Origin of the sequence: Pantoea sp. Seng (genome assembly GCF_009829935.1) — a bacterium.
Lineage (GTDB): Bacteria > Pseudomonadota > Gammaproteobacteria > Enterobacterales > Enterobacteriaceae > Pantoea > Pantoea communis.
The window spans coordinates 98,418-110,964 of sequence record NZ_SZZV01000009.1; the positions used below are offsets into that span (position 1 = coordinate 98,418).

The 12,547-nt window shown below is 53.7% G+C and carries 9 protein-coding genes; 4 read left to right on the top strand and 5 right to left on the bottom strand.

The features are described from left to right. Window positions 1-117 precede the first annotated feature (117 nt). The 3 genes from aceF to pdhR form a co-directional block, all read right to left on the bottom strand. Window positions 118-2,007, bottom strand: coding sequence for a pyruvate dehydrogenase complex dihydrolipoyllysine-residue acetyltransferase (gene aceF, locus FD737_RS11415; protein ID WP_160833534.1), 1,890 nt, complete (start codon window positions 2,005-2,007; stop codon window positions 118-120). A gap of 14 nt (window positions 2,008-2,021) precedes the next feature. Continuing rightward, the gene (gene aceE, locus FD737_RS11420; protein ID WP_160833535.1) at window positions 2,022-4,688 is read right to left on the bottom strand and encodes a pyruvate dehydrogenase (acetyl-transferring), homodimeric type; all 2,667 of its coding nucleotides are present in this window, start codon (window positions 4,686-4,688) and stop codon (window positions 2,022-2,024) included. Window positions 4,689-4,816: 128 nt separating this feature from the next. Beyond that, window positions 4,817-5,581, bottom strand: a complete 765-nt coding sequence (pdhR, locus tag FD737_RS11425) for a pyruvate dehydrogenase complex transcriptional repressor PdhR (RefSeq protein ID WP_160833536.1) — start codon at window positions 5,579-5,581, stop codon at window positions 4,817-4,819. Window positions 5,582-6,094: 513 nt separating this feature from the next. Here pdhR and aroP point away from each other — a divergent pair. The 3 genes from aroP (at window position 6,095) to FD737_RS11440 (ending at window position 9,969) form a co-directional block, all read left to right on the top strand. Then, on the top strand, window positions 6,095-7,450 hold the full coding sequence (gene aroP / locus FD737_RS11430; RefSeq protein WP_097118353.1) for an aromatic amino acid transporter AroP: 1,356 nt from the start codon (window positions 6,095-6,097) through the stop codon (window positions 7,448-7,450). Between the two features lie 162 nt (window positions 7,451-7,612). Continuing rightward, a complete protein-coding gene (locus tag FD737_RS11435) occupies window positions 7,613-9,019 on the top strand; it encodes a glycoside-pentoside-hexuronide (GPH):cation symporter (protein ID WP_160833537.1) in 1,407 nt (468 codons plus the stop codon). Further along, window positions 9,016-9,969: a family 43 glycosylhydrolase gene (locus tag FD737_RS11440; RefSeq protein ID WP_097118351.1), complete on the top strand. Its 954-nt coding sequence runs from the start codon at window positions 9,016-9,018 to the stop codon at window positions 9,967-9,969. Before FD737_RS11435 ends, FD737_RS11440 begins: the two co-directional genes overlap by 4 nt. Here the strand turns inward: FD737_RS11440 and ampE are convergent. Next, window positions 9,951-10,805, bottom strand: a complete 855-nt coding sequence (ampE, locus tag FD737_RS11445; RefSeq protein WP_034829634.1) for a beta-lactamase regulator AmpE — start codon at window positions 10,803-10,805, stop codon at window positions 9,951-9,953. The genes FD737_RS11440 and ampE overlap by 19 nt on opposite strands. 16 nt (window positions 10,806-10,821) lie before the next feature. Further along, window positions 10,822-11,373 (bottom strand): 1,6-anhydro-N-acetylmuramyl-L-alanine amidase AmpD, encoded by a 552-nt coding sequence (gene ampD / locus FD737_RS11450; protein ID WP_045816802.1) that lies wholly within the window; start codon window positions 11,371-11,373, stop codon window positions 10,822-10,824. Window positions 11,374-11,554: 181 nt separating this feature from the next. Here ampD and nadC point away from each other — a divergent pair, with 181 nt between their 5' ends. Next, window positions 11,555-12,451 carry a carboxylating nicotinate-nucleotide diphosphorylase gene (nadC, locus tag FD737_RS11455; protein WP_160833538.1) on the top strand — a complete coding sequence of 299 codons (897 nt, stop codon included), beginning with the start codon at window positions 11,555-11,557 and terminating at the stop codon, window positions 12,449-12,451. Window positions 12,452-12,547: the final 96 nt, after the last annotated feature.

Consider the following 12,547-nt stretch of genomic DNA (forward strand, 5'->3'; position numbering starts at 1 on the left):
GCCCTAAATCCACCGGGACATTTCACCGCAAGAGTTTACAGAATTGTTAATAAACTGCCAACCGCGGCAACTCCGAATGCTTACAACAAGGCCGGCATTTGCCGGCCTTGATTAACTTCACATCACCAGACGGCGAATGTCGGACAGTGTGTTGTTGATGATGGTGATAAAGCGCGCACCATCAGCACCGTCGATCACGCGGTGGTCGAAGGAGAGAGAGATTGGCATCATCAGACGCGGTTCAAACTCTTTACCGTTCCACACCGGTTCCATCGCAGACTTAGACACACCGAGGATCGCCACTTCTGGCGCATTCACGATAGGTGCGAAGTGCGTGGTGCCCAGGCCACCAAGGCTGGAGATGGTGAAACAACCGCCCTGCATATCGCCAGCGGTCAGCTTGCCATCACGCGCTTTCTTAGAAATCGCCATCAGCTCACGCGACAGTTCAGTGATGCCTTTCTTGTTCACATCTTTGAACACTGGAACCACCAGACCGTTTGGCGTATCAACCGCCACACCGATGTTGATGTATTTCTTCAGCGTCAGGCGTTGTGCATCTTCAGACAGTGAACTGTTGAAACGCGGCATCTGCTCCAGCGCAGCGGCAACGGCTTTCATAATGAACACCACAGGCGTGAACTTCACATCCAGCTTACGTTTTTCCGCTTCGGCGTTCTGCTGTTTACGGAACGCTTCCAGATCGGTGATATCAGTCTTGTCAAAGTGCGTAACGTGCGGGATAACCACCCAGTTACGGCTCAGGTTCGCACCCGAGATCTTCTGGATACGACCCAGTTCCACTTCTTCCACTTCACCGAACTTGCTGAAGTCCACTTTCGGCCAAGGCAGCAGACCCGGCAGGCTTCCGCCGCTCGCTGCAGCAGCCGGCGCTGCTTCCGCACGTTTCACCGCATCTTTCACGTAAGACTGTACGTCTTCTTTCAGGATGCGACCTTTACGGCCGGTGCCTTTGACTTTCGCCAGATTGACACCGAACTCGCGCGCCAGGCGACGAATCACCGGGGTAGCGTGGACGTAAGCGTCGTTTTCAGCAAACTCACCTTTCGCGTCAGCTTTCGCCGCAGGTGCTGCAGCAGGTTTCGCTGCCGCTGGAGCCGGAGCCGCTTCCTGTTTCGCCGCAGGAGCCGCAGCAGCAGGCGCAGCGCCTTCTACTTCGAACACCATGATCAGTGAACCGGTGCTGACTTTATCGCCGGTAGAGACTTTCAGCTCTTTCACCGTACCGGCGAATGGCGCAGGCACTTCCATTGACGCTTTGTCGCCTTCAACCACGATCAGTGACTGCTCAGCGGTGACTTTGTCACCCACTTTCACCAGCACTTCCGTGACTTCAACTTCATCGCCGCCGATGTCAGGCACGTTGACGTCTTTCGCGCCACCTGCAGCAGCAGGGGCTGCAGCCGGAGCCGCTTCCTGCTTCGCAGCTGGGGCCGCAGCCGGTGCAGCACCTTCTGCTTCGAAGATCATGATCAGCGAGCCAGTATTCACTTTATCGCCGGTGGCGATTTTGATCTCTTTCACCACGCCCGCGAACGGTGCTGGCACTTCCATTGAAGCTTTGTCGCCTTCAACAGTAAGCAGAGATTGTTCAGCTTCAACTTTATCGCCCACTTTCACCAGAATCTCAGTGACTTCAACTTCATCACCGCCGATGTCTGGCACGTTGACCTCTTTGCTGACGGCCGCAGCCGCCGGAGCAGGAGCCGCTTCCGCTTTTTTCTCTTCTGCCGCTGGTGCAGCAGCCGCTGCGCCTTCTGCTTCAAAGATCATGATCAGCGAACCGGTATTCACTTTGTCACCGGTAGAGATTTTAATCTCTTTCACTACGCCAGCCTGTGGCGAAGGCACTTCCATTGAGGCTTTATCGCCTTCCACGGTGATCAGCGACTGTTCAGCTTCAACTTTGTCGCCCACCTTCACCAGGATTTCGGTGACTTCAACTTCGTCTGACCCGATATCCGGTACGTTAATTTCGATAGCCATTACTCTCTTACCTCTTAAGCCAGACGCGGGTTAACTTTATCGGCATCGATGCTGAATTTGGTGATCGCTTCTGCCACCACTTTCTTATCGATTTCGCCGCGTTTAGCCAGCTCACCCAGCGCTGCAACCACAACATACGATGCATCCACTTCGAAGTGGTGACGCAGGTTTTCACGGCTGTCTGAACGACCGAAGCCATCGGTACCCAGTACGCGATAATCGCTTGAAGGAACGTAGCTGCGAACCTGTTCTGCGAACAGCTTCATGTAGTCGGTTGAGGCAACAGCTGGCGCTTCGTTCATCACCTGAGCGATGTACGGGACGCGTGGGGCTTCGGTTGGATGCAGCATGTTCCAGCGCTCACAATCCTGGCCATCACGAGCCAGTTCGGTGAACGAGGTGACGCTGTAAACATCAGAACCGATGCCATAGTCTTTCGCCAGGATCTGTGCCGCTTCACGCACGTGACGCAGGATAGAACCTGAACCCAGCAGCTGTACTTTGCCTTTGCTACCGTCTAAGGTTTCCAGCTTGTAGATACCTTTACGGATACCCTCTTCCGCACCCTGCGGCATCGCAGGCATGTGGTAGTTTTCGTTCAGCGTGGTGATGTAGTAGTAGATGTTTTCCTGCGCTTCGCCGTACATACGTACCAGGCCATCTTGCATGATGACCGCCACTTCGTACGCGTAAGACGGATCGTAAGAGATACAGTTCGGGATAGTCAGCGACTGAATGTGGCTGTGACCATCTTCATGCTGCAGACCTTCACCGTTCAGCGTCGTACGACCTGAGGTACCGCCGACCAGGAAGCCGCGCGCCTGTTGGTCGCCCGCCAGCCACATCAGATCGCCGATACGCTGGAAACCGAACATCGAGTAATAGATGTAGAACGGAATCATCGGCAGGTTGTTGGTGCTGTAAGAGGTCGCCGCCGCCAGCCAGGATGAACCTGCGCCCAGCTCGTTGATCCCTTCCTGCAGAATCTGGCCTTTCTCGTCTTCTTTATAGTAAGCAACCTGCTCACGGTCCTGCGGGGTGTACTGCTGGCCGTTCGGGCTGTAAATACCGATCTGACGGAACAGACCTTCCATACCGAAGGTACGCGCTTCATCCGCAAGGATTGGCACCAGACGATCTTTGATCGACTTGTTCTTCAGCATCACGTTAAGGGCACGTACAAACGCGATGGTGGTCGAGATCTCTTTGTTCTGCTCTTCCAGCAACGGTTTGAACTCTTCCAGCGTTGGCATCTCCAGCTTCTCGCTGAATTCTGCCTGACGGGTTGGCAGGTAGCCACCCAGCTTCTCACGCTGACCGTGCAGGTAGTTATACTCGTCAGAACCTTTCTCGAAGGTCACGTACGGCAGGCTTTCGATCTGATCGTCAGCCACTGGCACGTTGAAGCGATCACGGATGTAGCGAACGCCATCCATGTTCATCTTCTTCACCTGGTGCGCGATGTTTTTACCTTCCGCCGTGTCACCCATACCATAACCTTTGATGGTATGTGCCAGGATCAGGGTCGGCTGACCTTTGGTGTCCTGTGCTTTTTTCAGTGCTGCGTAGATTTTCTTCGGATCATGGCCACCACGGTTCAGGGCGAAGATCTCTTCGTCTGACCAGTCTTTCACCAGTGCAGCGGTCTCCGGGTATTTACCGAAGAAGTGCTCACGCACGTAGGCGCCATCACGGGATTTGAAGGTCTGGTAGTCACCATCAACGGTTTCGTTCATCAGCTGGATCAGTTTGCCGCTGGTGTCCTGCTTCAGCAGTTCATCCCAACGTGCGCCCCAGATCACTTTAATCACGTTCCAGCCAGCACCGGCAAAGATGCCTTCCAGCTCATTGATGATTTTGCCATTACCGGTAACCGGGCCATCAAGGCGCTGCAGGTTACAGTTAATGATGAACACCAGGTTGTCCAGCTTCTCACGGGTGGCGATGGTGATCGCACCTTTAGATTCTGGCTCATCCATCTCGCCATCACCGAGGAAGGCGTAAACGGTCTGGTTAGACGTGTCTTTCAGGCCACGGTGTTCCAGATATTTCAGGAACTTCGCCTGATAGATCGCGTTCAATGGACCGAGGCCCATAGAAACGGTTGGGAACTGCCAGAAATCAGGCATCAGTTTCGGGTGCGGGTAAGAAGACAGACCTTTACCGTGCACTTCCTGACGGAAGTTATTCATCTGTTCTTCAGTCAGACGGCCTTCAAGGAAAGCACGTGAGTAGATGCCTGGAGAAATATGGCCCTGGAAGTAAACCAGATCGCCGCCGTCTTTATCACTGCGCGCACGGAAGAAGTGGTTGAAGCACACTTCATAAATGGTGGCAGAAGACTGGAAAGATGAGAGGTGACCACCCAGCTCCAGATCTTTCTTCGATGCACGCAGGACCGACATAATGGCGTTCCAGCGAATTGCGGAACGGATACGACGTTCAAGAGAGGTGTTGCCCGGATAGTCCGGTTCATCTTCAACAGCAATAGAGTTGATGTAGTTACTGATAGCCGACGCACCGCCAGCCACTTTCACGCCACCTTTGCGTGCTGCGTTCAATACCTGATCAAGCAGATACTGCGCGCGCTCAACACCTTCTTCACGGATGACCGATTCGATCGCCTGTAGCCAGTCACGAGTTTCGATCGGATCCACGTCATTCTGTAAACGTTCTGACATGGGGTGTGTTCCTTATCTGTGTCTAATACGTTGAATTATCAGGAGCCTGTCTGCTTGTGCTTTGCTTCTGGTTCACAGCACAAGTAAGACAGGCCCGTCGTTTATGTCCGCACGTTCGTTGCCGTGCGTTATTCCTTACGTTGCTGTAAACGACGCAGGGAGCGTTCACGACGGCTCTGCTCCCGACTTCTATCCAGCAAGATTTCCTCAATAAACGCCAGGTGACGATGGGATGCCTCGCGTGCTTGTTCTGGCTCACGAGCCACAATCGCCTCAAAAATACTGGCGCGGTGACCGCTCACTTTCGCCAGCATTTCCCGGCGAGCGTAAAGCAATTCGAAATTCTGACGGACGTTTTGTTCCAGCATAGGGCCCATGGAACGCAGCAAATGTAAAAGCACCACATTATGGGCGGCTTCTGTGACAGCGATCTGATACTTCATCACTGCATCTGCTTCAGCATCCAGATCGCCGCTGTCCTGCGCCTGTTGGATGTGAACATGGCAGTCGCGAATACTCTGCAAGTCTTCATCCGTGCCACGTAGCGCCGCATAATAGGCAGCAACACCTTCCAGCGCGTGACGGGTTTCCAGCAGGTCAAACTGGGATTCTGGATGTTCGGCAAGCAGGCTGACTAAGGGATCGCTCATGCTTTGCCAGAGATTTGTTTGCACGAAGGTACCACCGCCCTGACGGCGTAGCAGCAGGCCTTTGGCTTCCAGGCTCTGAATCGCTTCGCGCAGGGATGGACGTGAGACATCAAACTGTTTCGCCAGTTCGCGCTCGGGGAGAAGCTTTTCACCTGGCTGGAGCGTCCCTTCCATAATGAGAGACTCCAACTGTTGCTCGATCGCATCGGAGAGCTTGGGTTGGCGAATTTTACTGTAAGCCATCTTCCCTTCTTATTGTGAAAACGTCCGGAGTAAATTGGTAATACCAATTGAAAAATGGTGCCCGTAAAGTAACAAAGTATTCACCTTGTGTCTATATGGCAGGCATCACACTTCCGGGGTATATCGCTGTTACAGCGCGCTAACTTACCGTGATAAAGGCATATATTTGCTCCGTAAGTGAATTGTTAACAGATTTCACTTTTACCAAACCTTACACTGAGTTAGCCCTAAGCCTTACAGGCAACCATAAGGGAAAGCTATTCGTGTTTATTGATTTTTCATGTCAGAAATAGCGCGAGCGACACCCAGTGGATAGTGCTGCTTTTTCAGCCATCTCTCAGCACAAAAAGCAAAAGCAGGTGCAAAGCGGCGCGCTTATCACTATTCTGGTCGCCATGGTAGTTTCAGCATGCACACAGCACGCCAAATACCGTAAAGAAAAGAATACATTGCGTAAAACAGCCTTACAGTGCGCGCACTGCAGGTGCACAATAACAACATCACGAGGTTTGTATGGAACAACAGCATGGCGAATCGCTGCACCGCGGCCTGAAAAATCGCCATATTCAGCTGATTGCGCTGGGCGGTGCCGTGGGTACTGGCCTGTTTCTGGGTAGCGCATCAGTGATCAAATCGGCCGGTCCAGCCGTGATTCTCGGTTATGCGATTGCAGGATTTATTGCCTTTCTGATTATGCGCCAGTTAGGTGAAATGGTCGTGGAAGAGCCGGTTGCCGGCAGCTTCAGCCACTTCGCCTATAAGTACTGGGGCAACTTTGCCGGTTTCGCCTCTGGCTGGAACTACTGGGTGCTGTATGTCCTGGTTGCCATGGCTGAACTGAGTGCCGTCGGTAAATACATCCAATTCTGGTATCCCGAATTCCCGACCTGGGCCAGTGCGGCGATCTTCTTCGTCGTCATCAACGCCATTAACCTGACCAACGTAAAAGTGTTTGGGGAAATGGAATTCTGGTTCGCGATCATCAAAGTCGTCGCGGTTATCGGCATGATCCTGTTCGGCGGCTGGCTGCTGTTCAGCGGCAACGCCGGTCCGCAGGCCAGCGTCACTAACCTGTGGAGCCAGGGTGGATTCCTGCCACACGGTATGACCGGCCTGGTGATGATGATGGCGATCATTATGTTCTCGTTTGGTGGTCTTGAGCTGGTGGGTATCACGGCGGCTGAGGCTGACAATCCGCAAGAAAGCATCCCGAAAGCCACTAACCAGGTACTGTGGCGTATCCTGATTTTCTATATTGGTTCACTGGCAGTGTTACTGTCATTGCTGCCATGGACGCGTGTCACCGAAGAGACCAGCCCGTTTGTGTTGATCTTCCACGAATTGGGTGATGCCTTCGTCGCCAACGCGTTGAATGTGGTGATCCTGACGGCGGCGCTGTCGGTCTACAACAGCTGCGTGTATTGCAACAGCCGTATGCTGTTCGGCTTAGCGCAGCAGGGCAATGCACCTAAAGCGCTGCTCAATGTTGATAAACGCGGCGTGCCAGTGGCAACCATTTTGGTCTCTGCAGTAGCCACAGCGCTGTGCGTCCTGATCAACTACCTGATGCCGGGCGAAGCCTTTGGCCTGCTGATGTCACTGGTGGTCTCTGCGCTGGTGATCAACTGGGCGATGATCAGCCTCGCGCACATGAAATTCCGTAAGAAGAAAGACCAGCAGGGTGTGACCACGCGCTTTAAAGCCGTGCTCTATCCGTTTGGTAACTGGCTCTGCCTCGCGTTCATGGCGGCCGTACTGGTCATCATGGCGATGACGCCGGGTATGGCGATTTCTGTGTGGCTGATTCCTGTCTGGATCATTATCCTGGCAGTGGGTTACACCATCAAAAATAAAGTGCAAGAAGCCTAATGTATGCTCTTGCCCGGCGCGTCAGCGCCGGGCAACATTCCTGATCTGCCTCACACTTTTCTGCGCCCACCTGTTTTGTCCATCTACGTGACCAATTGTTCCCCAGCAGGTTACTGATTTAACGCTGATAATTTCGTCTCACCTTTTCGCGGGAGACGAACAATGGAAGGCGCAGCGCTCTCATTCAGAGAGAAACTGGGATATGGCATGGGCGATGCCGGATGTAATATGATCGGCGGTGCGATCATGCTTTTCCTTAACTATTTCTACACCGATGTGTTTGGCCTCGCACCCGCGCTGGTCGGTACACTGCTACTTTCTGTTCGCGTGCTGGATGCCGTCACCGATCCCATTATGGGCGCCATCGCCGATCGTACCCAAAGCCGCTGGGGGCGTTTTCGCCCGTGGCTACTGTGGGTTTCCGTCCCCTATGTGCTGTTCAGCGTGCTGATGTTCACCACGCCAGACTGGAGCTATGACAACAAAGTTATCTGGGCCTTTGTCACCTACTTCTTGATGTCGCTCACCTACACCGCCATCAATATTCCTTACTGCTCGTTGGGCGGTGTGATCACCAACGATCCCGGTGAACGCGTCTCCTGCCAATCTTACCGCTTTGTGATGGTGGGCGTGGCGACACTGATCCTGTCGCTCTCTCTGCTGCCGATGGCCGAGTGGTTTGGCGGTGACAACAAAGCACGCGGATACCAAATGGCGATGAGCGTGCTGGCACTGATTGGCCTGGCGATGTTCCTGTTCTGTTTTGCCACGGTTCGCGAACGTATCCGTCCAGCCGCGCCCAGTAATGATGATTTGAAGAAAGATCTGCGTGACGTCTGGAAGAACGATCAATGGGTGCGCATTCTCCTGCTCACCTTCTGCAATGTTTGTCCTGGCTTTATCCGCATGGCCGCCACCATGTATTACGTTACCTGGGTAATGGGGCAATCCACGCATTTTGCCACGCTGTTTATTAGCCTGGGTGTGATTGGCATGATGTTCGGCAGTACGCTGGCAAAAATCCTCACCGACCGCTGGTGCAAGTTGAAGGTGTTTTTCTGGACCAATATCGCGCTGGCACTCTTCTCGTGCGGTTTCTATTGGATTGATCCTCATGCGACTGTGGCGGTTGTCGTCGCCTACTTCCTGCTGAATATCCTGCATCAAATCCCGTCACCGCTGCATTGGTCGCTGATGGCGGATGTCGATGATTATGGTGAATGGAAAACGGGAAAACGCATCACCGGCATGAGCTTCTCCGGTAACCTGTTCTTCCTCAAAGTGGGTCTGGCGGTGGCCGGTGCGATGGTTGGTTTCCTGCTGTCTATTTATGGCTATGACGCGGGTGCAAAGCAGCAGGCTCCCAACGCCATCAACGGCATCATGCTGCTGTTTACCGTGATTCCCGGTGTTGGCTATCTGATCACCGCCGGTGTAGTGCGCTTGCTGAAGGTGGATCGCAAACTCATGCGCATCATTCAGGATGATCTTGCGCTACGCCGTGCCAATGCACGTGAATTATCCCCTGCCTCCCTGACTGTCACCCCGCAACCTGGAGAGATCAAATGAGCTGGCCAAATCCCTTTATTACCCAACGCGCCGATCCATTTATCCTGCGTCATGGCGAAGGCTACTACTTCGTGGCATCGGTGCCGGAATATGATCGACTCGAAATCCGCTACGCTGACACACTGAATGGACTGATTGAGACGGAGGCGATTACGGTGTGGCGCAAGCCTGATACCGGGCCGTATAGTGCGTTAATTTGGGCGCCGGAACTGCACCATATCAATGGACAATGGGTGATTTACTTTGCTGCTGCGCCAACACGCGACATCAAAGATGGCCTGTTTCAGCATCGCATGTATGCCCTGGTGTGTGATGACAGCAATCCGCTTTCCGGCCACTGGCAACCTGTTCGCCGAGTGTTTACCCCAATCGACTCTTTCTCGCTTGATGCGACGCATTTCGTGCATCAGGGCAAAAACTGGTATCTGTGGGCACAGAAGGATCCCGCTATTCCGGGTAATTCCAATCTCTATCTCGCGGAATTGCTTAATCCCTGGACGCTGAAAAGCGCACCGGTGATGCTCAGCCGGCCGGAGTATGAGTGGGAGTGCGCAGGCTTTAGCGTCAATGAGGGCCCAGCAGTTATTCATCACGGCGATCGGCTGTTTGTCACCTATTCCGCCAGCGCAACTGATGAGAATTACTGCCTGGGAATGCTCAGCATCGACATGATGGCCGATCCGCTCGACAGCACTGCCTGGCAGAAATCTGCGCGTCCAGTCTTCACCACCAGCTGGGAAAATCAGCAGTATGGGCCGGGGCATAACAGCTTTACGCGGGACGAAAACGGCAGGGACGTGCTGGTGTATCACGCGCGGAATTACACCGAAATTGAAGGCGATCCATTATGGGATCCGAATCGCCATACGCGCCTGAAGTACATTGAATGGCGCGAAGACGGCACACCAGATTTCGGTGTACCGCCTGCCGATCACACCAGCGTGCCGTAAATGGTCAGCAACGCGACCACAACCACCAGCACTAACGATATCCGCTTCGCCAGCGCCACGGCCACCCGTGGCGTTTCCACTTTATCCATATGCGGATCGCGCGCCAGCGAGAATTGCGCCAGACTGGTCAGCACCTGATATTGCGAACGATGCCGATCGCTTAGCGAGGCAAACCACGCAGGCAATGCCCGCTCACCGTGGCCTAACAGCGCATAAGCCACACCTGCCAGTCGCACCGGGATCCAGTCCAGCACGTGCAGTATGCTGTCTACACCTGACTGCGCGCGCTCCAGTGGAGAATGGTGTTTTGCCAGCCAACTTTGCCAGGCACGCAAGAAGGCATAACCCACCAGCAGCACCGGTCCGTAAGGGCCACCGACCACAAACCAGAACAGTGGCGCGAGGTAAAAGCGGAAGTTAATCCAAATCAGCGCATTTTGTAGCTCACGCAGAAACTCGCGTTCGCTGCACTCAACAGGCACACCATGAATCAGTGTCAGCTCCGCTGCCATGGCCTGATGCGCCGCTTCATCATCGTGGCTGGCGGCTTTCAGGTAGCGATGATAGTGCAGACGCACCGAGCCTGCGCCGATACACAGCAAGCCCACCACAATCCAGAATGCCAGTTGTGCCACGCCAAACAGAATGCCTTTCAGACTCCACACCAACAGCCAGACGATCAGCATCGCGATGAGGGTCATCACCAACGTGCGCAGCAGTGAAAATCGCTGGCGTCCGCGAAACAGCGGCTCCAGACGATGATCCAGCTGCCAATGCTCACCCAATTTAAACAGGCGTTCCCAACCTAACACTAATAACAAGCTAAACAACGTCATACCTGCTCCTGCTGTTTCAGGGATTCTCCTGCCTGATAGACTCTTTATAGCGTATCCAGTCAAATGCGGGGCCTGGATCGGTTTTGCGCTGTGGCGCGATATCGCTGTGTCCGGTGATGCGTTCCAGCGTCAGCGGATAGTGCTTAAGCAACAAGGCCGTGACCTTTTTTAAGGTCTTATACTGCGCGTCGGTATACGGCAACGTATCCGTGCCTTCCAGCTCAATGCCCATCGAGAAATCATTACAGTTTTCTCGCCCGGCAAATTGCGACACACCGGCATGCCATGCACGCTGATCAAACGAAACATACTGCACCAACTCACCATCACGACGAATCAGGCAGTGCGCCGCCACGCGCAGCTGCGCGATATCGGCAAAATAGGGGTGAGCATCCGGCGGCAAGGTCCCGGTAAACAGTTGATCAATCCACGGGCCACCAAATTCACCCGGCGGCAAACTGATATTATGAATAATCAGCAACGAGGGAATTTCATTTTCCGGTCGTTGGTTAAAGTGCGGCGAGGGCACTTTGCGCGCGCTGGTAATCCAGCCATCTTCCAGTTTCATGTTCTAAATCCCAGGCAAAATCAGGCTGAGAATAACATGTTTCCCCTTTTCGGCTTGTGACTTAATGCGAATGGCGAACGGTGTTAAGTATACTAAACATTTCAGCTATCACGACTGGCAATAGGCTATAAATCAGGCTAAGGTGAGCGCAGTTAAATCCGATTAATGGAGTGGCATAAGCATGGCATCGCGTCGTTACGATCCCGATCATCGTCGTCAGGAACTGATTAAGCGTATTGAGCAGGACATCCCCGAAGCCGTTGCGCGCGCACTTCGGGAGGATTTAGGTGGTGAGGTGGATGCTGACCGTGACATCACCGCCCTGCTCTTACCGGAAGATAAACAGGCCGAAGCACAGATCATCACGCGTGAAGCCGGTGTTTTTTGTGGTAAACGCTGGGTGCAGGAAGTGTTTATCCAGCTTGGCAATAAAGTCACGATTGTCTGGCATGTTGAAGAGGGTCAAAATGTCGCAGCTGACCAGTTGCTATTCGAGTTAAAAGGTCCGGCCCGGCTGCTGTTAACCGCTGAACGAACTGCATTAAATTTCGTCCAAACGCTTTCCGGGGTGGCCACGGAAGTGAGTCGTTATGTCGACTTGCTCGACGGCAGCGAAACGCAATTGCTGGATACGCGCAAAACCTTGCCTGGCCTACGCACAGCGCTGAAATATGCCGTATTGTGTGGCGGCGGCAGTAACCATCGGCTGGGTCTTTCCGATGCCTTCCTGATCAAAGAAAACCATATTATTGCCAGCGGTTCGGTACGCAAAGCCGTTGAGAAAGCGCTGTGGCTGGCTCCCGATGAACCGGTTGAAGTAGAGGTAGAGAGCCTGCAGGAACTGCAGGATGCGATTGATGCCGGTGCCGACATTATCATGCTAGATAACTTTAGCTTCGAGATGATGCATGAAGCCGTCCTTCTCACCGACAAACGTGCCCTGCTGGAAGTCTCCGGTAACGTCACGGAAGCCACGCTGCCGCAAATTGCCAAAACCGGCGTCGACTTCGTGTCCGTGGGGGCATTGACCAAGCACTTGCGCGCCATGGATCTCTCCATGCGCTTTCGCGACAACTAAATCCTCCCTCTTACCGCCGCAATTGCGCGGCGGTTTGTGAGTCGCCTTCCTGTTTATTGATACTTCTTCTGCAAACGCGGCGATTCATTACATCCT